The organism is Vibrio neptunius, from assembly GCA_019339365.1.
In the GTDB taxonomy this organism is placed as follows: Bacteria; Pseudomonadota; Gammaproteobacteria; order Enterobacterales; family Vibrionaceae; genus Vibrio; species Vibrio neptunius.
Genome location: CP079859.1, coordinates 2,743,119 through 2,767,547 on the forward strand (window position 1 = coordinate 2,743,119; position 24,429 = coordinate 2,767,547).

At 45.1% G+C, this 24,429-nt stretch carries 14 protein-coding genes and 2 pseudogenes; 5 read left to right on the forward strand and 11 right to left on the reverse strand.

Annotation, left to right across the window (positions count from 1 at the left end; genetic code table 11):
• Positions 1-109 precede the first annotated feature (109 nt).
• Entirely contained in the window at positions 110-2,254 is a 2,145-nt protein-coding gene (pta, locus tag KW548_12950) for a phosphate acetyltransferase (GenBank protein QXX06031.1), read from the forward strand.
• Between the two features lie 95 nt (positions 2,255-2,349).
• Positions 2,350-3,358: pseudogene (locus KW548_12955) on the forward strand (GGDEF domain-containing protein).
• On the opposite strand, the gene KW548_12960 reads toward KW548_12955, so the two are convergent.
• The 6 genes and pseudogenes from KW548_12960 to KW548_12985 all read right to left on the reverse strand — a co-directional run bounded on the left by KW548_12960 (position 3,355) and on the right by KW548_12985 (position 10,109).
• Positions 3,355-4,299, reverse strand: a complete 945-nt coding sequence (locus KW548_12960; GenBank protein ID QXX06032.1) for a glutathione S-transferase family protein — start codon at positions 4,297-4,299, stop codon at positions 3,355-3,357. The pseudogene KW548_12955 and the gene KW548_12960 overlap by 4 nt on opposite strands.
• A 158-nt stretch (positions 4,300-4,457) precedes the next feature.
• A complete protein-coding gene (gene oppF, locus KW548_12965) occupies positions 4,458-5,459 on the reverse strand; it encodes a murein tripeptide/oligopeptide ABC transporter ATP binding protein OppF (GenBank protein ID QXX06033.1) in 1,002 nt (333 codons plus the stop codon).
• Positions 5,447-6,421, reverse strand: coding sequence for an ABC transporter ATP-binding protein (locus tag KW548_12970; GenBank protein QXX06034.1), 975 nt, complete (start codon positions 6,419-6,421; stop codon positions 5,447-5,449). The genes oppF and KW548_12970 overlap by 13 nt, the downstream gene beginning before the upstream one ends.
• Positions 6,422-6,465: 44 nt before the next feature.
• Positions 6,466-7,368, reverse strand: coding sequence for an oligopeptide ABC transporter permease OppC (gene oppC, locus KW548_12975; protein QXX06035.1), 903 nt, complete (start codon positions 7,366-7,368; stop codon positions 6,466-6,468).
• A 15-nt stretch (positions 7,369-7,383) separates the two neighbouring features.
• The gene (gene oppB / locus KW548_12980) at positions 7,384-8,304 is read right to left on the reverse strand and encodes an oligopeptide ABC transporter permease OppB (GenBank protein QXX06036.1); all 921 of its coding nucleotides are present in this window, start codon (positions 8,302-8,304) and stop codon (positions 7,384-7,386) included.
• Positions 8,305-8,439: 135 nt separating this feature from the next.
• Positions 8,440-10,109: pseudogene (locus KW548_12985) on the reverse strand (oligopeptide ABC transporter substrate-binding protein OppA).
• Positions 10,110-10,739: 630 nt separating this feature from the next.
• Between KW548_12985 and KW548_12990 the strand changes: the two are divergent.
• From KW548_12990 to KW548_13000, 3 genes are all read left to right on the forward strand, one after another.
• Positions 10,740-13,040 (forward strand): Ig-like domain-containing protein, encoded by a 2,301-nt coding sequence (locus KW548_12990; protein QXX08068.1) that lies wholly within the window; start codon positions 10,740-10,742, stop codon positions 13,038-13,040.
• The gene (locus KW548_12995; protein QXX06037.1) at positions 13,037-14,236 is read left to right on the forward strand and encodes an outer membrane protein transport protein; all 1,200 of its coding nucleotides are present in this window, start codon (positions 13,037-13,039) and stop codon (positions 14,234-14,236) included. The genes KW548_12990 and KW548_12995 overlap by 4 nt, the downstream gene beginning before the upstream one ends.
• 131 nt (positions 14,237-14,367) lie before the next feature.
• The gene (locus tag KW548_13000; GenBank protein QXX06038.1) at positions 14,368-16,272 is read left to right on the forward strand and encodes a GGDEF domain-containing protein; all 1,905 of its coding nucleotides are present in this window, start codon (positions 14,368-14,370) and stop codon (positions 16,270-16,272) included.
• A gap of 13 nt (positions 16,273-16,285) precedes the next feature.
• Here the strand turns inward: KW548_13000 and KW548_13005 are convergent, their stop codons facing one another.
• The 5 genes from KW548_13005 to KW548_13025 form a co-directional block, all read right to left on the reverse strand.
• Positions 16,286-17,245 carry an ABC transporter substrate-binding protein gene (locus KW548_13005; GenBank protein ID QXX06039.1) on the reverse strand — a complete coding sequence of 320 codons (960 nt, stop codon included), beginning with the start codon at positions 17,243-17,245 and terminating at the stop codon, positions 16,286-16,288.
• Positions 17,246-17,303: 58 nt separating this feature from the next.
• The gene (locus KW548_13010; protein ID QXX06040.1) at positions 17,304-18,974 is read right to left on the reverse strand and encodes an aspartate aminotransferase family protein; all 1,671 of its coding nucleotides are present in this window, start codon (positions 18,972-18,974) and stop codon (positions 17,304-17,306) included.
• Between the two features lie 27 nt (positions 18,975-19,001).
• On the reverse strand, positions 19,002-20,897 hold the full coding sequence (locus KW548_13015) for a methyl-accepting chemotaxis protein (GenBank protein QXX06041.1): 1,896 nt from the start codon (positions 20,895-20,897) through the stop codon (positions 19,002-19,004).
• A gap of 327 nt (positions 20,898-21,224) precedes the next feature.
• Positions 21,225-22,745, reverse strand: coding sequence for a M20/M25/M40 family metallo-hydrolase (locus KW548_13020; protein ID QXX06042.1), 1,521 nt, complete (start codon positions 22,743-22,745; stop codon positions 21,225-21,227).
• A 164-nt stretch (positions 22,746-22,909) separates the two neighbouring features.
• Positions 22,910-24,352, reverse strand: a complete 1,443-nt coding sequence (locus tag KW548_13025; GenBank protein ID QXX06043.1) for a trypsin-like peptidase domain-containing protein — start codon at positions 24,350-24,352, stop codon at positions 22,910-22,912.
• Positions 24,353-24,429: the final 77 nt, after the last annotated feature.

The following is a 24,429-nucleotide window of genomic DNA, read 5'->3' on the forward strand; positions in this document are numbered from 1 at the left end:
GGCTGACTTGTAAGTCAGCCGGTGTTCTTACTAAGGGGCGTAACTCCTATTCCATTTCAGGGAATACGAAGTTGGGCTTTTATCTAAAATAGCTAAAGGTACTCTACGAATGTCTCGTACTATTATGCTTATCCCTGCCAGCGCTGGTGTTGGTCTTACTAGTGTAAGCATGGGTGTTCTTCGCGCTATGGAGCGCAAAGGCGTTAAGGTTTCTTTTTACAAACCGATTTGTCAGCCACGTTCAGGTGGCGATCAGCCCGATCTGACTTCAACGATCGTTGGTCATAACAGCGATATGAAGATCGGTGAACCTTTGGCGATGTCTGTCGCTGAAAGCCTTATTGGTAATGACAACATGGATGAGCTGCTGGAAACAGTAGTAGAGCGTTACAATCAGATCAATAAAGACGCAGACGTTACATTGATTGAAGGTCTTGTACCTACTCGTAAGCACCCGTTTGCGAACCAAGTGAACGCAGAAATCGCGGCAACACTTGGCGCAGAGATCGTGCTTGTTGCGACACCAGGTACAGATAACCCTGCACAGCTTAAAGAGCGTATCGAAGTCGCATGTTCGAACTTCGGCGGTACTAAGAACAAGAATATCTCAGGCGTTATCATCAACAAGCTTAACGCTCCAGTTGATGAAGCAGGACGTACTCGCCCAGACCTGTCAGAAATCTTTGATGATGCAGACAGCGCGAAGCAAAACGAAATGAAAGTGATGGAGATCTTTAACACATCTCCAATCCGCGTTCTTGGTTGTGTGCCATGGAGCATCGACCTGATTGCCACTCGTGCAATCGACATGGCGAAGCACCTTAATGCTGACGTCATCAACGAAGGTGATATCAACACTCGTCGTATCAAGAGCATCACGTTCTGTGCACGTTCACTACCAAACATGATTGAGCACTTTAAGCATGGCTCTTTATTGGTAACCTCTGCGGACCGTCCAGACGTCATCGTTGCAGCAGCACTTGCAGCAATGAATGGTGTCGATATTGGTGCGGTACTTCTGACTGGCGGTTACGACATTCCTGAAGAAATCGTTGGTCTGTGTAAGCCAGCGTTCGATACTGGCCTTCCAATCTTCAAAGCACAGGGCAACACTTGGCAGACATCTCTGAACTTACAGAGCTTCAGCCTTGAAGTACCTGAAGATGATAAAGAGCGTATCGAGTTCATCAACGAACACGTTGCTGGCCACATCGATGGCAACTGGATTGAGTCTATGACGGAAGGCACTCAAAAATCACGCCGTCTAAGCCCACCAGCATTCCGTTACCAGCTTACTGAGTTCGCTCGTCGTGCAGGTAAACGTATCGTTCTGCCGGAAGGTGATGAACCTCGCACAGTAAAAGCGGCGGCTATCTGTGCCGAGCGCGGTATTGCAGAATGTGTACTTCTGGGTAACCCAGAAGAGATCAAACGTGTTGCCGCACAGCAAGGTGTTGAACTTGGCGCAGGTGTTCAGATCATTGATTCTGACGCTATCCGCGAAAACTACGTTGCTCGTTTAGTTGAACTACGTGGTGCGAAAGGCATGACTGAAGTTGTTGCTCGTGAGAAGCTACAAGACTCAGTATTCCTAGGCACTATGATGCTTGAGAACAACGAAGTTGACGGTCTGGTCTCTGGTGCTGTCCATACAACAGCAAACACGATTGTCCCGCCATTCCAGATCATCAAGACTGCACCGAACGCGTCTATTGTATCTTCAGTGTTCTTCATGCTTCTGCCTGATCAAGTACTGGTTTACGGCGACTGTGCAATCAACCCAGATCCAACGGCTGAACAGCTTGCTGAAATCGCTATCCAATCAGCGGATTCTGCAGCCGCATTTGGTATCGACCCACGTGTTGCAATGATCTCATACTCTACCGGTGAATCTGGTAAGGGTGCAGACGTTGATAAGGTACGTGAAGCGACGAAACTTGCTCAAGAGAAGCGTCCTGATCTTGTCATCGATGGTCCTCTTCAGTACGACGCGGCTATCATGGAAAACGTGGCAGCCTCTAAAGCACCAAACTCTCCAGTTGCAGGTAAAGCAACCGTATTTGTATTCCCAGACCTAAACACGGGCAACACAACATACAAAGCGGTACAACGTTCAGCAGACCTAGTCTCTATCGGTCCAATGCTGCAAGGTATGCGCAAGCCTGTAAACGACTTGTCTCGCGGTGCACTAGTCGACGATATTGTTTACACAATCGCACTAACCGCCATTCAGGCAGACCAAGAGCAAAACTAAACGTTATTGGTTTATGTTAATGAAAAAGCAGCAGTATTTTACTGCTGCTTTTTTTTATTGCTACACTTATCCCAAACGTCATGCTTGGGTTTCAAATGTCAGTAAAGCTATTTTCATCACAAGCCTCACTCGAACAAAATGTTCTGAAGATCACCAGCTTTTTTCTGGCGTTCACCGGCACAGGCTTTACGATTGTTAACTTTTTTTTTCTGGGACTTACCAAAGTTCGGTGTTATCGACTCTATCTATACTGCTATTTGCATCTATGTGTATTTGAGAATAGAGTTCGGCCATTACAGGCCTTGGCATTCAGCGCTAGTGATTTCAGGCCTCACTGCCCTACTTATCTACAGCATGGCAGTGGCAGATGGCTACTCTGTTTTGGTTTTTTGGGCATTTTGTTTTCCCGCTTTGTACCATATATTTTTTAACCGTTATATCGCTTCAGCCATCACATTCGGCTTCTATTTAGTTGCGATTTCTATCCTTGCCTCTTACCCACCTCTCATCAACTCGACACCCTATACCTTGGTCAACTTCACCATTCCTTATTTTCTAATTTGGGCAATCTCTTTTGTTCATGAAGATATGCAAACCAAGATCAAAGGCAAGCTTAGTGATGCCGCTCTCCTCGATCCATTGACCGGCGCAAAAAATCGCTTGGCGCTTGAGGCTGATACGTCAAACAATCCGGATTTGGCTCACAATCACTACCTTGTGCACTTTGATCTCGACCACTTTAAACGAGTCAACGACAACTATGGCCATGCCGCAGGTGACACGGTATTAAAAGTGGTCGCTCAAATCGTCGGTCAGCAAGTCCACCAAGATGCGTTTTATCGAGTCGGCGGCGAAGAGTTTTGCACCATTTTTCCAGCGCCCGATAAAGCAAGCGCGTTTAGCATTGCCAATGCACTGAGAGAAAAGTTAAGTCAAACACCCATATCGATTGGAGATCAAACTCTACAAGTGACGCTGAGTGGAGGATTATGCGAATTGGTGGTCGAGGAAGGAATCGTCCGAATTGACGAAACAATGAAGATAACAGACGCGGCCCTGTACCAAGCGAAATCACAGGGCCGTGATCAGGTTATTGCAATTTAAATGTGCCCACGACCATGAGCAGATTCTAGGTCAAGCTCGGGGCCTTTGGGCACCACTTGCGTTGGGTTGATTCCTGTGTGGCTAAAGTAGTAATGACGTTTGATGTGATAAAAATCGGTCGTTTCTGCAATCCCTTCGACCTGATATAACTCTTTCATATATCCGTGCAAGTTTGGAAAGTCGGCGATGCGTTTCTTATTGCATTTGAAGTGGCCGACATACACAGCATCAAATCGAATCAATGTTGTAAACAATCGCCAATCCGCTTCCGTGATAGCACCACCTGCAAGATAACGGTGGCTTGCTAGGTGTGTGTCGATCCGATCAAGCGCTTCAAACAAGTTATCGTAAGCTTCTTCGTAGGCTTCTTGAGCCGTCGCAAACCCGCAACGATATACGCCATTGTTGACATTGGGATAGATGTAATCATTCCACTCGTCCACCAACGCTCTTAATTCATTGGGGTAATAATCATCTTGGTTACCCGTAAGTTCATTAAACTCTGAATTAAACATGCGGATAATCTCAGAAGACTCGTTGCTCACTATCGTATTGTGCTTTTTATCCCACAACACTGGCACCGTAACGCGACCTGTATAATCTGGCTTAGCTTGAGTGTAGATTTGGTGCATCCGAGTGTGCCCAAATAAAGGCTCAGGCAAGCCCATTTGCCATCCCTCTCCCATCATATCCGGACATACCACAGTCACATCAATATGCGCGTCTAACTTTTTCAGTTTTCGGAATATGAGGGTGCGATGGGCCCAAGGACAAGCGAGCGATACGTACAAATGATAGCGGCCTGATTCAGGCTGAAATTTCGCATCAGGCTTGTTTTCTACCCATTGTCGAAACCCAGCATCTTCTCGGACAAACTTGCCGCCACTGGTTTTCGTGTCATACCAAACGTCTTGCCATTTACCTTCTACTAACTTGCCCATATCACACTCTCAACTGATTAATATCTATAGACTAAGTATAAAAAAAAGCCAGCTTACTCTAAAGCAGAATAAGTTGGCTTTGTTGTTCGAAATATTTGAAGTAAAAAAGCGCGACTCCCGAAGGAGGCCGCGCTTAAGCCCGTCACAGGCTGAATAGGCTAGACACTGACATGCAGGCAAGATACGGCATGAACATCACTGCCCTGTATAGACGGTTTCGTATTAGCACACGCTTCTGTTGCCTGAGGGCAACGAGTACGGAATACACAACCAGACGGCGGGCTGATTGGAGATGGTAGATCACCTTCCAGCATTTCGATCTGCTTATTGCGCTCAAGATGCGGATCAGGAATTGGCACCGCTGACATCAAAGCCCGTGTATATGGGTGTTTAGGATCAGCGAATAGCGATTCGGCTTCACCCAGCTCAACAGCATTACCCAAATACATTACCAATACGCGGTCAGAGATATGTTTAACTACTGATAAATCGTGTGCAATAAAGACCAGAGACAGCCCTAGCTCTTTTTGCAACTCTTTCAGAAGGTTGACAACCTGAGCCTGAATAGACACATCCAAAGCAGAAACCGGCTCATCACAGATGATCATCTTAGGCTTGAGGATAAGTGCACGAGCGATACCAATTCGTTGACACTGACCACCTGAGAACTCATGAGGGTAGCGGTTGATTACGTTAGGCAGAAGACCAACTTTAGCCATCATCTCTTTAACGCGGTCTTTTACTTCTTCTTTTGACAACTCAGGATAGAAAGTCTCCAGAGGCTCGGCGATGATGTCCCCAACCGTCATACGTGGGTTAAGTGATGCTAACGGATCTTGAAAGATCATCTGAATTTCTTTACGCGTTTCACGGCGCTGCACGTCTTGCATCTTAGTCAGGTCTTGACCCAGCCAAACCACTTCACCATCGGTCGCTTCAACAAGACCGATAATGGCGCGTGCAAACGTCGATTTACCACAACCCGATTCACCTACTACCCCTAATGTTTCACCTTCATAAAGGCGCACATTAACACCGTCAACGGCTTTCAGGTTCGATGGCTTAGACCAAGGCCAAGCGGACTTAGACGCAATGCTGAAATGAACTTTAAGATCCGATACATCCAGAATTAATTTTTTATCTGCACTCATTTTTCCCAAGCCTCCCATTCTGAAAAACATGCACGCTGACGACCATCACCAAATGGTGTCAGGATTGGCGCTTCACGCTTACAACGAGCCATAACACGGTGACAACGCTCTTGATATGGACAGCCAGTTGGCAGGCGTAGCAAGTTTGGCGGGTTACCCGGAATCGTCGGCAAAATCTCACCTTCCGTATCTAAACGAGGGATAGCTTTGAGTAGGCCTTCAGCATAAGGGTGGCTTGGTTTGTAGAAGATTTCATCGACAGTACCGTATTCCATGGTACGGCCAGCATACATAACAAGCACTTTGTCACATGACCCAGCAACCACTCCCAGATCGTGAGTGATCATGATGATGGCTGTATTGAATTCATGTTTCAGCTCATTAAGCAAATCCATGATCTGCGCTTGAACGGTAACATCCAGTGCGGTTGTCGGTTCATCGGCAATCAGTAGTTTAGGTCGACATAGTAGTGCCATCGCGATCATTACACGTTGGCGCATACCGCCTGAAAACTCATGCGGGTACATAGTGATACGCTTACGTGCTTCCGGAATCTTCACGGCTTCAAGCATGCGTACCGACTCTTCAAACGCTTCAGCTTTGCCCATACCTTTATGAAGCATCAGTACTTCCATAAGCTGATCGCTGACTTTCATGTATGGGTTCAAAGACGTCATTGGGTCCTGAAAGATCATCGCGATCTGCTCAGCACGTACTTTATTCAGTTCTTTTTCTGGAAGGTTAAGGATTTCCTTACCTTCAAACTTGGCACTACCTGAGATAATGCCGTTTTTCGCCAATAAACCCATGATAGAGAATACTGTTTGCGATTTTCCTGAACCAGACTCACCCACGATACCGAGAGTTTCGCCTTGGTTCAGAGAAAAGTTTAGATCGTTGACTGCGGTAACAATACCGTCTTGAGTGGTAAATTCGACACGCAGATCTTTGACATCTAATAAGCTCATCATTGCTTCCTTAATCTTTATAGATTTTATAATTTATTGCTTTTTACTTATCTGTCTTTTGGATCCAGCGCATCGCGCAGGCCGTCACCAACGTAGTTGAAGCAGAATAGAGTCACAACCATGAACGCTGCAGGGAATGCTAGCTGCCAGATTGCTACTTCCATTGTCTGTGCACCTTCTTGAAGAAGTGCGCCCCAACTTGTCATTGGTTCCTGAACACCAAGACCAAGGAATGATAGGAATGATTCAGTCAGAATCATGCTTGGGATTAGAAGCGTTGAGTAAACCGCTACGATACCCAGTACGTTTGGAACGATGTGACGAGTGATGATCTTCCACTTACTCACACCACAAACGTGTGCAGCTTCGATGAACTCTTTACTGCGTAAGCTAAGGGTTTGACCACGAACAATACGTGCCATATCTAGCCATGCAATCGCACCGATAGCAACGAAGATAAGAATGATATTACGACCGAAGAATGTAACTAGTACGATAACTAGGAACATAAACGGTACTGCGTAAAGGATCTCAAGGATACGCATCATGATTCGGTCTACTTTACCGCCGATGAAGCCAGAAGCTGCACCGTAAAGCGTACCAATCAATACCGCGACAAACGCACCCATCACGCCGACCATCAGTGAGATTCGGCCACCAATTAAGGTACGAACATAAAGGTCACGGCCTAAGCTATCGGTACCAAACCAGTGCTCTGCGTTCGGACCAACGTGCATTGCGTACCAGTCAGTATCATCGTAAGTGAATGGCGCCATAGTCGGTAAAACGATTACCGCTAGCGTCATTAAGAATAGGATAAACAAGCTCACCATCGCCGCTTTGTTACGCATAAAGCGGATACGAGCGTCTTGCCATAGACTGCGACCTTCGATCTCTAAGTTTTCAGAGAACTTTTCAATCGCTTCTAGGTTTTCTTTTTTCGTTAACATAACCAAACGTCCCTGTTAGTAGCGAATTTTCGGGTCAATCATTGCAAGTAAGATATCGACAATCGCATTGAATAAAATGAATAGGAAACCAATCAAGATGGTTACACCCATTACTAGCGAGTAGTCACGGTTAAATGCAGCGTTAACGAAAAGCTTACCGATACCCGGCAGGCCGAAGATAGTTTCAATAACTACCGAACCTGTGATGATACCTACGAATGCTGGGCCCATGTAAGACACAACAGGGAGAAGTGCTGGTTTAAGAGCATGCTTTACAATGATGTAGCGGTAACTTAGACCTTTCGCACGAGCGGTACGGATAAAGTTACTGTTCAGTGTTTCAATCATCGAACCACGCGTGATACGAGCGAATGTCGCTACGTAGAGCAGTGACATGCCAATGACTGGTAGCACTAGATATTTTAAGCTGCCGTCTTGCCACCCTCCCGCAGGAAATAGGTTCCAATGAAGTGAGAACAAATAGATAAGTGCTGGTGCTAGCACAAATGAAGGCATCACGACACCCAACATGGCGGTCGACATGATGGTGTAGTCTACCCAAGTATTCTGCTTAAGCGCTGCGATAGTCCCGACGGTGACTCCCATAATAACGGTAAAAATAAAGGCAATAAAACCTACCTTTGCCGATACCGGTAGCGCGACCGAGATGAGCTCGTTTACAGAGTAATCTAGGTACTTAAACGACGGACCAAAGTCACCTTGGACAACGTTAGTCAAGTACGTGGTGTATTGCTCAAATACAGGCTTATCTAGACCGTATTTAGCTTCAATGTTTGCCATAACTTCTGGCGGTAATGGACGTTCACTCGAGAATGGGTTACCCGGTGCGAAACGCATAAGAAAGAAAGATATAGTGATCAGAACCAACATAGTTGGGATCGCCTCAAATATCCTTTTCGCGATGAATTTAAGCATAAACTCACTCTTTCAGTCTGTGACAGTTAAAAATGAAGAAACAACCGAATTTCTACGAATTCAGATTGCAGAAAGGCACTGCATGTCATTTCTCACATGCAGGCCTATATTTTTATAGTTCGATCAGTTCAAGAGTTACTTGACGATGTAGAGATCTTTAGAGTAGATCTTCTCTTCTGGGTTGTTTGCTGGGAAGCCACCAACCTTAGGAGAAAGTAGACGTGATTTCACGTACTGGTAGATAGGGGCGATAGGCATATCTTTCGCTAGTAGCTTTTCCGCTTCTAGGTAAAGTGCTTGACGCTCTTCTTCCGAAGTCGATGCAATCGCTTTAGCCATGATTTCATCATACTCTTTGCTGCCGTAGTGAACACCACCCGTGGTGTTGTTACTCTTCATAAGTGTTAGGAATGAAGACGCTTCATTGTAGTCACCACACCATCCTGCACGAGCAACTTCAAAGTCTCCTGAGTCCTTGGAAGATAGGTAAGTTTTCCACTCTTGGTTTTCTAGAGTGACTTCTAGACCCAGTGTTTTCTTCCACATTGAACCTAGTGCTACTGCGATTTTCTTGTGGTTTTCAGAAGTGTTGTAAAGCAGATTGAATTTCAGTGGGTTATCTTTACCATAGCCCGCTTCAGCGAGAAGACGTGCCGCTTCTGCATCACGTTCTGCTTGAGTCATTTGACCATAAGCTGGCATTTCTGGGTTGAATCCAGCGGTGATCTCAGGCGTTAGGAAGTAAGCAGGTTTTTGGCCTTGCGCTAAGATCGCGTCAGTTACAATGTTACGGTCAATAGCATAAGAGATGGCTTTACGAACGCGAACATCGTCAAATGGTGGTTTCTTAGTATTGAAGCTGTAGTAATAAGTACATAGGTTGCCCGTCACCGATACTTCTTCTGGGTGCTCCTTCTTAAGGCGCTTGAAGTGTTCAACAGGTAATTCGTAAGAAACATCAATTTCGCCAGCAAGGAAGCGGTTCATTTCAGCTACCTGGTTTTCGATAGGTAGGAAAGTTACTTTATTTAGCTTGGTGTTTGCGTTATCCCAGTATTGTTCATTGCGCTTAAGTACCAAGCGCTCGTTAACAACCCAGTTGTCGACAACAAATGCACCGTTACCAACAAAGTGTTCTGGTTTCGTCCACTGATCACCATACTTCTCTACTGTTGCTTTATGAACAGGTTTCACTGTTGTGTGACCCATCATCATGACAAAGTAAGGAACAGCGGTATCTAGTTCAACAACCAGCGTGTGGTCATCGACTGCTTTAACACCTAATTCGCTCTTATCTTTTTGCCTGCAACGATGTCTTTTGCGTTCAACATCTTGGTGTATTCCATGTACCAAGCGTATGGAGAAGCTGTGTTTGGATCAACGGCGCGCTGGAAGCTGTAAACAAAATCGCCAGCCGTAACAGGATCGCCATTTGACCATTTTGCGTCTTTACGTAGGTGGAAAGTGAAGGTTTTGTTGTCTGTTGTTTCCCAAGATTCTGCAACACCAGGAACTGTATTACCATCAGCATCTTGATTCACTAAGCCCTCTAGAAGATCACGAATGACGTGAGACTCTGGTACACCTTGAGATTTGTGTGGGTCGATTGTCGCCACTTCGGTACCGTTACCACGGACAATTTCTTGTACGTCAGCAAGTTCAGTTTTCTGAGAGTCTGATTTCGCTTCAGGAGTAGGTACTGGCTGTGCAGCTTGCTTTTCTTCTGGCTTGTCGCCACAACCAGTTAAAGCTAAAGAGAGGCCCGCGCCAACAAATAGAGCGCGCGTAATTTTGTTCTTATACATGTGTAAAACTCCAAGTTTTTCATTTGCATCCATGACTTCTTTGCACGGTACTAGAACGGACAGTGATTTAGATCTGTTTAGCTCAAAATTTAAGCATAAAAATCTAAAATCGCACAAAGATTGCGGCACACATTATCAATCATTGGATTAATTTGCCATAAAAATGTAGCGAAAAATCGTTTAATTCTCCGATCAGTGCGACATTTTGGTAAAAAACACTACTAAAGAAATGATTACCAGTGTATTTGAATAAGAAATTCTTTAGGTTCAGATTGAAGTGCCTATTTATCTGATAAGCTGCAACTTTTTAGCATCTTATTCTGGATATTTTGCAGAAATTTTAACAAAAGTTATGTAAGCAACCTAACATTTAGCTACATTACCCTTACAAAAATAGCATTCTGTGAGGTTAATCACTCTGTTGCACAAGCAATGTGCTCTATGCCCCATTTTGGACTCAGCCCCTCACCCACCTTCCCCAAATAATTAACACACCGGCAACATAAGCCAAATAAATGAAAAATATAGATTTTTAGTTTTTTCTTAGCTTTTTTAAGCTTAATCATTTGTGAGCGAGCCGTATGCACATTGATATACCGCTACCCCCACAACTGTATAGGCACCTCTATGATGAGAAAGCTCCATATACTAGCAGTATTACTCTCTGCCGCATTTGTAATCACTGGTTGCGATGGTGAAGAAAGCACCACAGAAAACATTGCGGTAGAAATTCCTTTTGCATTAAATCACGTTCCAATGCCAAATGATGGCTATGGATACGATGACGATGGTTCCCTCTCTCTACCCGATGAACCTGCATCTCCTCTGAGCTATTCGACCAATGAAGAATACGAGGCCTACTACCAGAGTTTTGAGACCAGTCTTGCTGCGGTTGATGGTTGGGGGCTATGTGTTGAACCTATCGTGATTCCACTTGATAGCGTCAATTCGGGTCAAGTACCTGCCATAGATTCGTCTTCGCTGGAGGGTAACATACTACTACTGGATAGTTCGGGAAGTGAAATCAACGACACAAAACTGACAAGTGATGGCCGTCAGTTGACTATCCAGTGTCGTGCTGCACTGCAACCTAGTACTCCCTATTACCTCGCAGTAACCGATGGAGTGAAAACCACTCAAGGCAAACCATTGCAACCTTCGCGTGGATTCACTCAACTGCTTACTGCGGATCCAAGTGAGCTAGATGAGCATGAGAAATGGCTGCAAAGCACGACCCAAGAGGCCGTCGATATTTACCACGCCAGGGACAATCACCACGACCTCGTTTATGCCGCTAAATTTACCACTCAAAATAGCTACTCGGTTATAGACAACGTCATTACTCAAACACTAATAGATAAACCCTCTATTGATTGGAGCGCAGTCGAATATGAAAAGAAAGGACTTCCTACCGCGGATCCAGAGGATCGATATGTTGTAGTCCGAGCTCACTTGATTGCTAACTATTATTTGCCATTAACGCAGGATACTGCCGTTGATAAAAATTGCATACTCGACCGCTATGACCCTATATCTAACTGCCCATCAATGTACAAATGGATGACAGGAGTCAATGGCGAACACCTAACGGAGCAATACTTCTCCAAGACTAGCCGGACAGAGAAGATTGCCATACACAACGACAACTCTACCATCATACCTGTTGACTTTTATTTGCCTTTCATCACAGGTAAAACAACGACCAAAGATGATGCGATCGATTACATTGAAAATACATCGAATCCAACCGTACTTTTTATTCACGGTATAACGGGCAGTAAAGACGATGCATCCTTAGTAAGTAAAAAATATGTCAAGGACGGCCAAGAATACATTTTTGCCGCAATAGATATGCCTTATCACGGAAAGAGGGTTGTATGTGATGCCTCTGACTATATAGACCCAGAAGATGCATACTGCCCAACGGGAGGAAAACCTATTAGCGCCCGTGCAGACAAATCCTATTTTATCAATATAACCTCCCCTTTGACTTTACGTTCCAACCTGCACCAATCGGTTAGCGATTTTATTGGCCTTAGATGGGCGATGAACTTCGGCAACCCAAACGCTAATCGCGAGGCACACCTCGTAGGCGTTTCTCTGGGTGGAATTATGTCGGTGATGACCACAGAGGCGACATATGATCAAGATAGCCGTCAAATCAGAGGTTTAGAATTAGAAACCTCAAACTATGCAGTACCGGGCCAAGGCCTAGTTAATCTGACTCTGTCATCTTTAACACTTGGATCGGAAATGGAAGCGTCCGTGAAAAAATCAGCGGATGTTCAACGCGCCATCGCAGAAACCTTGATACCTAATTTATGTACGGCTGATACAAGCAATGAAGAGTGTATTACTCAACTCGATAATCACAGTGGTCCGTTAAGCGACAGCATTGAAATGTTGGAAGACGAGATCTTTGACGCTTTAATTCCAGTTTTAAAACATGGCGTCCAGCAAACAATTGATGGTTCCGATCCCGCTGGAAAGGTCACTCGCCAACGCGAAGCTAAACAGCCAACTTTACTTATTGAAGCCGTTGGTGATTGTGGTACCCAGTGTGAAGTCGGAGAGTACATGCCAGATACCGTCGTTCCGAACCATGCCGATAACAATGTCATGACGGGTACTGACCCTTTGATTATCGCTCTTGGACTCAACTCGATCTTGGATACCACAAGCGATTCAAATGGAATACGGGGGGTCATTAAGGCAACGGTCGGAGGTCACGGCACGTTCCTATTCCCATATGAAGGCCCAATGGATGAAACTGGGCTGCCATCTTTCTCAGAGATAGAAGCCGTAGAGGACTCTCGTCAAACACAACAAGATGCCGTTTTAGAAATGATTCAAACAAAGGGCAAAGTTATAACACTCGATGATAGTGATTTTATCAATATTGTAGATAGCAACGACGAGGTTGAAGAATGAAAAAAATCATATTTGGCTTCACAGCTCTATCGGCAACATTACAAGCACATGCCGCAGGCTTTCAACTTAATGCTCAATCGGCAACCGGTTTAGGGCGCGCATTCGCGGGTGATGCAATCATTGCGGATAATGCCTCGATTGTAGCGAAAAACGCGGCGGCGATGAGTTTAATCGATAAGCCGATGTTCTCTATTGGTGCAGTGAATATTGCCAGCCAAGTAGACTTCAGCAACATCCGCTACACTCCGCCTAGTGCTTCTACACAGGCAATTGGCGATACAGGGCTGGACAACAACACCTTTATTCCTAATGCTCATCTGGTGTACCCACTAGAGGGTACAGACTGGACACTAGGCGCGACGATTCATTCAAACTTCGGTACCGACGTTGAATTTGAAGATAGCTTTGAGGCCCCTATTTTTGGTGGTAAGACTTACCTTAGCAGCATTAATGCAGGCTTTTCTGCAGCCTACCAGTTGAATGAATCTTGGTCCCTTGGCGGCGGTATCGATCTTATATACGGAGAGGGCGAGATATCTCGGACACCGAACAGTGCTACCCCTCTTCGGATTGATGCAAACGGCGTAGGACTTGGCTTCAATCTAGGTGTTGCCTATCTTGTTGATGAAGACAACCGATTTGGATTGTCGTATCGATACAGTCCTGAGCTAACAGCCGATGGAAATGTGTATGCCTGGGAGCAAGGGAAAACGGATAGTGTCGATATTCCTCTCCCTGACACCATTGAGTTCTCCGGCTACCACAAACTCAACGCAAAATGGGCCGCACACTACAGCCTACAGTACGTTGCGTGGTCTGAGTTTGATAAGCTGACCTCGGAGCATTACAGCGCATCGATTAAAGATTATGCATGGAAGAATGCAGGTCATATTTCTGTTGGAATCACACACCAACTAAACAAAGATATTGAGTTGCGGGCAGGTTATATGTATGACCTTTCACCTGTCGATCAGATCAGTTCACTGTCAATACCTGACACTGATCGACACTGGTTTACATTCGGAGGGTCATACGCAGCGACGGATCAGCTAAAGCTCGATTTATCTATCGGCTATTTAACCGGTATGCAGACAGCAATCAATGAATCTCAAGCTGTTGTTGATGAGTACAATATCGAAGCGACGGTCAATACCCGTGCTTGGTTGGTCGGTGCTCAGTTGAACTACACTTTTTAAGCCGCTCGTTTTACATCAACATCTAAAGCCAGCTCAAAAGAGTTGGCTTTTTCTTTTCTGTGGTTAGGCAGACTATATAGATAGTGATAAACTTAACTATGAGCTATCGGTATCTTTTGACTCGGTGAATAATGCCCACGAACCTTGTGTTAATTGTCACAATTCTTATTTTCACTTTCCCCTTGCCCGCTTTGGCCGCGTGTCATATCCAAACGGATAGCGATTATCTTTACTTACACACGAATATTGAACATAAAGCGCTGTTGACCTTTTATTACGACTCACTTTGCAAACCAGGAGAAGTCGAACTTTCACATATTGAATTGCCACCGAACGCATCAGTATCTGAACAAGCCCTTTATTATTTCGGCCTCAAAAATCTCCGTAAATACGAGGGATTAAGAACACCCAAGATTCCTGAACTGCTCAAACTCGGCGAAAACAGCCAAATTGAGTGGATTAGTGCAGAAGCGATGCTAAACAAAGCCATTCACTTGATTGAATCAGATCTACTTTTGGAAGGGGAATTTCTGCTCCACGAAGTGATCCCAATTGCTAGGGATATTGGCTACAAGAGGTTACTGGGTCGCACTTATCGTTGGCTGGGAAACGTTAAGGCTCAGCGCTCAAATCTTAAATCCAGCCTCAATTATTATAAAACCGCCTATGAGGTCATGACAGAAATCGGGGATGACTTCCAAACGAGCATGACACTCAACAATATCGCAACTGTCTACATGCAGTCAGGCGAGTGGAAGCGTGCCAACACATACCTCACACGCGCGCTAGCGCTGTATCAAACACAAGGTTACAACAACAGCTTGTTTGAAGCCATTATGTACTCCAATGTCAGTGCCATTGATTTTGCTATGGGCAGAAAGGAGCGCTCTGAACAATACATGCTAATGGCACTCAAAGAAGCAGAGAATACAGGGTCAGATAAGATTAAGTTTTCTACGTTATCAAATATGTCACAGCGATACAGTGACGTCGGAAATTCACAACAAGCACTCACACTCGCCAAGCAATGTATTGAAGAAAGTCAGGCTCTCGATCCCCAGTCAAATCTCACCTTAGCGACTTGCTACGAAGCCTATTCAGAGGCAAGTTTCGTTGCTCAAGACTACCAAAACAGTATCGATTACGCGAAACGGGTTCTTGACGCATTGCACACCTCAGAAAGCAGCGAAGTGGTTTGGGAAATTCAAACTCTCAACACATTAGTCAAAGCCTATGAGGCACAGGGGAATTATCAACAAGCTTTGGCTTACATGAAATTGCTATCACAGGTACGTCAAAACTTCTATCGTCAGACGTACGATGCTGAAATCTTGAGTGAAAAAAACGCACTTGAAAGGCAATTAAACAAAAGTGAAATACAGTTACTAGAGGCACAAAATGAATTGCAGCAAACCAATCTGCGTTCTCAACGTACTCGTGAAATTTTGTTTATTATCTTTTTCTTCGCATTAGCCTATCTCGTTAGTCGACGTCTGTGGAAGATGAAACGGATTACCAAAGAGCTAAAAAATCAAAACACGACGGACTCACTGACTGGTTTAGCCAATCGACGTTATATTGAATACTGGTTATCTCAACCTGATAGAGTCAAAAAGAGTGACTATTACGCTCTGAGTGTTATCGACATTGACCACTTCAAGCAATTCAATGACACTCACGGCCATGATGTGGGTGATACGGTACTCAAGGCAACAGCAAAACAACTAAAGAAAAATACCCGTGGACACGATATTGTCGCTCGCTGGGGCGGAGAGGAGTTTGTCCTAATCATTCCTATCGATAGCGCACATGGCGTTGAAGAAACCTTAGAGAGAGTCAGGAAAAGCGTTGAAGATCATAGCGTTAATGTAGGAGAGGAAAACCTTGCGGTGACTATTTCGATCGGAACTCAGCTTTGCCATTACCAAGACATTCAAGCAGACTGGGATGGTATGTTCAGAAGCGCCGATAAAGCACTCTACCAAGCGAAGCTAAGTGGGCGCAATCGATGTATCACATTCGATTGCCAACATTGATGCAAACAAACACTTATTGGCAATTAACCGACCCCAGCAGCTGTTGAACATACTCTGAATTGCGTTCGATCCAAGCCTTCGCAGCCCCTTGAACATCAAGATTCTCAACATCCACTAATGTGGCTGCCATCGCGATATCTCTATTGTTAAGTTGAAAGCGTTGCACCACTTCGTAAGCGCACTGAGAACGACTTTTAAGCTGATTAGAAATGGCAATTTTCAGCCAACCACCGGATGGGTTACCACAATCCCACAAATATTTAGGATTTGTCCCCCAAGAAGGGTCTTCTTCACACTCATGTGTATAGGCAGGGAACTCAATAAAGCTTCCTGCGTAGACAGACTCTACCCAGTTGGGTGTCCAATTGAAAATAAGCAGAGGCTTTTTTTGTGTCACATACTGATGAATTTTCTGATTTATCGCTTGCCCACTGGGTAGCACAATCACCTTGAAATTGAGGCCAAGAGCTCGGATTCTCGCGTTATCGGGTTTCTCCCAAGGTCCTGTATAAAAGGTCCCTACCTGCTCGCCATTTTCTGCGAACAGGGAAAAGCATGACTCCAGAGCCTTCCAGTCCGGAAGCCCTGGGCACAAGGTTTCAACATAATCTGGATACCACCATTCCTCTCGTGTCTTTGCTTGATGGGTGGTACCTTCTTCAATCAAAGATTTGTCTCGCAATTCTCGGTATTGAGGCCCCATTGACCCTTCCCAAACTTCCACCTGAATATCCGCTTTACCTGTACTCAAATACATCCATTGTGGCGTTGAAGAAATGGCAATGACTTCAGTATTGACGTGCTTTGACTGTAAGATCTCTGCCAATACGTGCGTAAGCACTCGCTGGCTAGACCAATCTAGCTCAAGCAGCCGAACGGTTTCAGCAATCACACTGGACGAAAAACAGCAGGTTAAGCCAATAATTACTTTTGCTGTATTTATCTTCATAACAACAGACGAACAAATCTTCATATATAAAGATTAGTTCATCTGTTAGCCGCAGTGTTCAAATCATCCATTCTCTGAATTTCTATCCAAATAAACGGCAATACTCATCAATATGCTTGCGGGAGGTATACGGGTTAAGAAACACCGCCTTCTCGCCAGGCAACGCTATGCAGTATCCTTGGTAATCGTAGTCGGTATGAGCGATCGACTCGACCCAGTTTGTATTCAACCCTTGCCCTTGTCGTTTAAGAAAGTGATTTCTGTGGTAAAGCGTGTTCTTAACTAAATCATCTACGGCAGAGTCGCTTTGCTTAATCGCGAGCTCAGTTTCATAAAGGTGTAGGACTGAGGTCGTATCTTGGGGGTAAAGTCGCAACGCGACTGAGGGGCCATGATTACCAGAACAAACAACCTTACAGCCCGGCATCTGCCTCAATTTCATACGCAGATAGTTGGCATTTTGTAGCCCATGGGCAAGCACCACCTGATAGCCTTCTTTCCCCAAAAACTGTAATGCCGAATAGGCAGAAAACACGCCTACCGCACCACGTGAACACTCTATCGTAGACTGAAGATGCGTCTTTTGTTGAAGTTGAGTTTCAAAGTAAGAAAAGTAGCTTGGCTCCTGTCTTAAATCTTCAAAATCATTTTTGTTTCGCACCATCAATAGACTAGAGGTGTAGGGCGCATAGCCCCACTTTTGAAAATCGACGGTAAATGAATCAGCTTCTTTTAGGCCTGCCATCATCTTCTTTAAATAGCGTAGACTGGTGAGAGTCGCTTCATTTATTGCTAGGGGGTTTTCTTGAAGATCGTAGTCAAGAAAAAACAGCAAACTCCAGCCAACTGCTGCATCCACGTGGATGTGGGGTTTGCGAATAATTTCGTACTTACGACACAAGCGTTCAGACAACTGGCGCACCTGTTGAACATCATCAATCGCAAACGTGTCAGTCGTACCGCAGGTGAGCATAATGGTAGGGACAGCAATGCCTTGCTTAAAGCACGTTTCTAACTGTCGTTCTAAGTCGTTGAGACAGATCTGGTTGTTACGATTAATACGAACCCGAATTACCTGCCTTTCGAGATCAATCCCTAGAAGAGACAAGTTAGTCATGTTCGAGTAATGACCTGATTCGGAGTTGACCATACAAAATCGCCGACCCGCCACCCCTTCAGATTTCGATTTTGGGAATGCTTTACGCATGCCAAACAGGTAACCATATAGGTTGCAAAAAGTACCGCCTTGGGTAAACAAACCGCCAGCAGTCTGGGGATCATAGCCTGCTAGTTGAGCAATCTGACGCACGACCATTCTCTCCAACTCTATAGCCATACCGGCGTATTCGCTATAGACCAAATTGGGGTTTTTGATTGTTGCCAACATCGCTCCGTGAATCGCTGGGTCACAGGGGGTAGAGATAACATTTTCCACTGACCTTGGATCTTGCCAATCTTTACTATGATGGGCGACAAACAAAGCAAGCGGGTCAAAGGCTTCCGTCGGGGCATTCATTTGCTCGGGAATATCTTGTCGTTGACACAAAGCTTTTACCAGCTGACGGTAATCTTCATTAGAAAATGGCGACTTTCTACTCGCCAGCATACTCACTTCCGGACAAGAAAACAGAGGCCATAACTGTTTATCGCGACTAAAGAAACGGCGTATCACCTCATTATATTTCTCTACATAATAAGGCGATAACGCGTTCGCTTTTAAGCCATCTTTCTCGAGTGTTGCTGCATGATTCATACATCACCTCCTGGTGGCTTAAAAGTGTCATCGTAATTTAAAGTTGGCGACTAACCTTTCTAGTTCATGATTGGATTCACTGAGCGACTCCGTTGCTGAGACAGTTTGTTGACCACTGGTCACTAGCGATTCAACAATCTCTCTGATGGAGAGCATATTGCGACTTAGCTCTTCAGCAACCGTGCTTTGCTCTTCGGTTGCCGCTGAGATTTGTGTACTGACATCGTCAATCTCTTTGACGGATACCGTCATCATACCGAGGCTTTCAGACACCTCTGACGTTTTCTCCGCGGTGGTCTCACACTGCTCCTTCGTTGCCTCCATGGCGCGAACGACGCTTTCGGTACCATCAAGTAGTTGGCTCAACATATCGGAAATCTCAGTCGTACTGTTCTGTGTCCTAGCTGCGAGCGCCCTCACCTCATCGGCAACGACAGCAAAGCCACGACCTTGTTCGCCTGCTCGTGCCGCTTCGATAGCCGCATTCAATGCCAGCAAATTGGTCTGTTCTGAGATTTCACCGATCACTGTCAATACATCGCTGATACGATTGGCATCCTGCTTCATACTGACAATTCGGTTTGACATATCATCAACTTCCGTGACTAAAGCACTGACCGTCGACACTGCATTGTTGACGATATTCAAGGAAGACTGTGCCTCGCCGCTCGCCGCTTCAGTAATACGATTGGACTGATGAACGTTTTCAGCCACACTGCGTGCACTTTCACTCATCTCGGTGATAGCAGTCACAACCTGCTCTGTTTCACTAGAATGATTGAGAAGCTTCGACTCGTTCTCTCTCGCCGTTTGACCAAGCTGAACGAGGCTAGACGAAATACTTTCACTGGCATTTGAAATTTGCAACATCATCTGCTGAAGGTTTTCTACAAACTGATTGAAACCCAGACTAATCTGTCCAAGATCATCATTACTGGCTATCTCAAGACGCTGGGTCAAGTCCCCATTACCCTGAGACAAATCCAATACCGCTGACTTTAGGCCGAGCAGTGGTTTATAGGCGTAGTGAAGAATGACAAAAATTGCGCCAAAACTGACAAGAAACAGTAGGAAACCGGTAATGATCGATTCTTGCTCAGCTTTGTCAACGTGTGCCAATGCGGTCGCTTGGTCAACGAACACCATCAGAGTCCAGTACATATTATCTGTCAGATTCACTCGCTGGAAATAGCCATCAAACTGAATGCCAAGGTACGGGAAGTTTAGATGACCATTTTGCCGTGAGCTGAACATCCGCTCCATGGCAATAAAGTTCGGGCTAACCTGAGATGGTGTCCGACCAATATCATTGGGATCATCACTAGCAAAAAACACCGCATTTTGGTCGGTCAGCGTTGCTGCACCACCAGCAAAACGCATGTTACTCACTGTGCTGATGATTTCACCTAACTGGATATCACCGAGCAAAACGCCGACAACTTGACCGCCTTGTTTCACTGGCATAGTGGCACTGACGACTTTTTCTCCGGTGACTTTATCTTGATAAATATCGCTCAACGCCACAGAAGAAGCTGTTTTGGCTGCTTTGTACCAATCACGGGTCCTGAAGTCGAATCGATTACTACTCTCGACAGACATATAGTTCCGTCCGTCCTCATAGGTCATGATGACATTGGAAATCCCAGTGCTTTTGGCAAGCAAATTGACCAATTTCTGGTTTTCAGAGTCAGAAAGGTCAGGAGTAAATTGCTCTGCTCCAGTGGCTATTGCATTGATACGGAACTGCATCAACTGTTCGAGTTCGGTCACATGAAAACTCAGTTTGTTTTCAGTCTCATTGACCAAAGCCGTGACCATTTTTTCTTTCATGGATAGAATATTGAGCGTGCCAAGGACAATCAGAGAAATCGTCACTAGCAACCCAACACCAAGATAGATACGCGTTTTAAAACCTATATTCATTACGCCTCCTCACTACTTGAACGAGCGATATAAAGAACGTAAGGATGAATTCCGGTTTGCATTTTAATTCGTATATGGCTTGCCGAATAATCGGCAAATCGTGAGCTTATGCCCACCTTCAAACCGTCTTTACACCCAGCCAACCTAATTACCTTAGCTTGATATCACAAATATATACAACCATTATTATATAAATTTATTATATTGTTAGCGGAGAAAAAGAGGATTAAAGCGGGATAATTCGCACTATATACCTCATATATTCAAAACCTTAACAATAAATACTGGACAAGAATGGCTCAACAGTGAGCCATTCGTTATTTGCGCTTATCGTGTCGAAGCTTCAAGCGTGACACCATTAAATGAAGAATATCCGTTTAACAACACATGATACGTCCCCGGAGTCGCGTTACTAAATGTACAAGTTTCGCTATTTCCATAGCGGTATGGTCGGCAATCCCAATTCTGTTTACTGGCTGCTGAGCCAAACTTGACATACAAATCCGCATCCCCCGAACCACCCGATGTTTTGATATCGAGTGTTTTTGTCGATGTCAGCTCAAAACGGTAAGCAACTTCACTACCTGTTGATCCCGATAGACCAGCAACTGGAACGCCATCCTTAAGAATATTGCCAGTTGGAGGGGGCGGTGTGCCACCAGAAGCACTACCCATCTCAACGGCGTAAGCTAGGCCCAGCTTGGTAAACTTGGTTGCATGAGCACCCGTTGGATCCGAATTTTCCAGAGTGTCATGAGAGGTGTGAATCTTAGGGTTGTAGTCATTGAACTTGGACTCGAAAGGCATCGCGGCAGAATACCCTGCGTTGTGCCAAGAAGCGTGGTCTGAACACGCATAACCACAACGATCATAGCCATAACTCAGTGATGGAAGATATTCATCGAGTAGATTAGCTAAGAACTGAGTCAGACTGCTGTCGGTGTAATCGTTAATAAAGACAATATCTTGTGCAGAACCTTGATAGTTCGTCATATCCAATTGCAGGACAGACACAACATTTTTGCCCTGAGATTTATAGGCGTTGGCGATATCCTGAGAACCACGCAACCCAACTTCCTCAGCGGCATAAGCCATAAAGGCCATCGAGCGTTTAGGCTTGAAGTTGTTTTCGGCTAACACACGAATGATCTCCGTCACACTTGCGATGCCCGAAGCGTCATCATCAGCACCGGGGGCAATCGTGTGTTCATCCGTTCGTGAGCCAATCGTCGAATCTAGGTGACCACCAATCACAACCCATTCATCAGGGCTTTCTGAACCCTGAATCGTCAAAATTACAGACTTCTGGTTATAACCTGCGTGAGAAACCTGCTCCACACTGGCATTAGAAATACCTGAAACCAAAGCACGCCATTCATTGGCAATCCAATCAGAAGCCTGAGCACCAGAAGTTGTGGTATAAAAACGGTTGTTGAAGCTCGTCAGCGAATTGATGGTACCAGTGATCTGTGCTGGGTTAACCTGAGGTAGCCAGGCATTAACAGTAGCTTGCTGAGAAATAGCGGGCGCTGAAAAAGTATTGAGGGCCAGTGGCATCGCGCTCGCCGCCATCGCACTCTGCGCTGAAGCGTGAACCATGTAGCCGCCGCAACGATGATGTTCTTCATGCATGTTGTGAGACAATTCAGCCAGTTCAGTTTCATCGACCTGACCGACCCAAACCTCACCACTGCTAGCCAGTGAATCCGGTAGGACAGCTTGTGCTCCTGATTTCGCTACCGTTTTCGAGGCATCAGCACCAATTGATATCCATACTTTATCTTCTGCATGTGCATGGATGACAACCGTAGAAAGTGTCATCGCCAAAAGCGTTTTAGTGCAGTTCATTTTCTCCTCCATGGAGTTTTTATAAAATCACCAAAACTTAGGATATTTATTTACATTTTGAGAATTATTCGTCTTACACCAAAGCGTAACAATAGGTTGTCATCTTTTTATCAATACATGGATTAGTTAATAGGGGCACAGAACTGCCCCTATCTTGACTCAGACTATTTTGCCGTGACTGACAATGTCACACCCGAAAAATTACTGTAAGCATTGAGCATGATATAGAGGTCTTCACCTGCCTTCACTGCGTCACACGACTCCGTGTTACCTGAGCGATATGGTCTGCAATCGTAGGCACTTCTGGTTGGTTGAAGTCCTGAACGAACATAAAGATCAGCATCACCAGTTCCCGAGGCAATCGACACAGTAACATCAGACGTTCTCTTATCTGAGCGCAGGACATACATTTTCTGCTCACCTTTTGCTAGTGTCAGGCCTGACAACGGAGTATCTAAACTCAGCTCAGTAATATCACTTCCAGGTTGCTCAACCATGCCATCGGGCAGAGTGTTGTTAAAGTGACTCGCGACTTTCGGCCAGATTTTACTGATTTTCACTCCTTGATTTTCACAGCCACCAAAATGATGCAGCGCAATCGCTTTATTGCTGCTGGCTTTGAGCACAGGGGAGCCTGAAGAGCCACCTATGGTGTCACAAAAGTAACCTGTATCGGTATTGGCTCCACGGCCATTGGCTGAAGCGACATCGATTTGACAAAGTCCAGACCCATTTTGATCGCTTTCAATAGCGAGTTCTTTCGGGTTACCTGAACCGTGTTGAGGAATATAGATACCATCGCCATAGGTCGGCTCAGAAGCGTCCAGACCTAGGTAACCAAACGAAGCAATTTTGGCGAAATCAGCAACGGTAAACAGCGTATAATCCAGCTCATAATCTGTACTAAGTATCTGATCACCCATAACTTTAACAGTGGTCGACATCGCACCATTACACGTTGTGCGTTGGTAGTTAAACCAGACCTCGGTATTTTTCAGTTCCGTTTCACTATCCACACAATGGTTGTTGGTAAACATCCGGTTGTCTGGGCCTACCCGCCATGCAGTACATAGACTACGACCATTGATCAACAATCGTGCGACTGGGGTTGTCCATGCGACTTTTTCTGGATGCGAGTCCTGCCAGCACGCCACATCTCTTCGTTCGTTAACTCCGCAAGTGGATAGGGTCGACATTTCCTGTTCAGCCGAGTCTTTACCCGCCATGTAATAATCGAGTTCAAACTGTCCTTGCAGGCCTTGTTCATTCGCTATCAGTTCAATAACAAGTGCATCGCCTGAGATAGATTGTGCAAACCAATCTAGCTGACTGTCACTATACTCAACGACTTCATCCGTAGTGGCAGATGTAAGTCGTAGAATCGCCCCTTTCGGAAGTGAGAGTTTTTTGAAGTGCAATTTAATGAATTCAGCCCCTTCATGTTTCACTATCTGACTCAAGTGCTGACTCGACATACCCGTCAATTCTGCATCTGACATAGTGAACTTCACTTCATCAGCAATGACGGGCAACGCTGTATCTGCCATCACGATGGGAGTGAAGAAACATGCGATAGCCAACCCAACGTTGCATAAATTTGTCTTCATTGTTTATTCCTTTTTTTGTTTATTTGTGTGGTCCCAAAAACAAACATATGCCGAAAAAACAAATAAGCAATCAATTG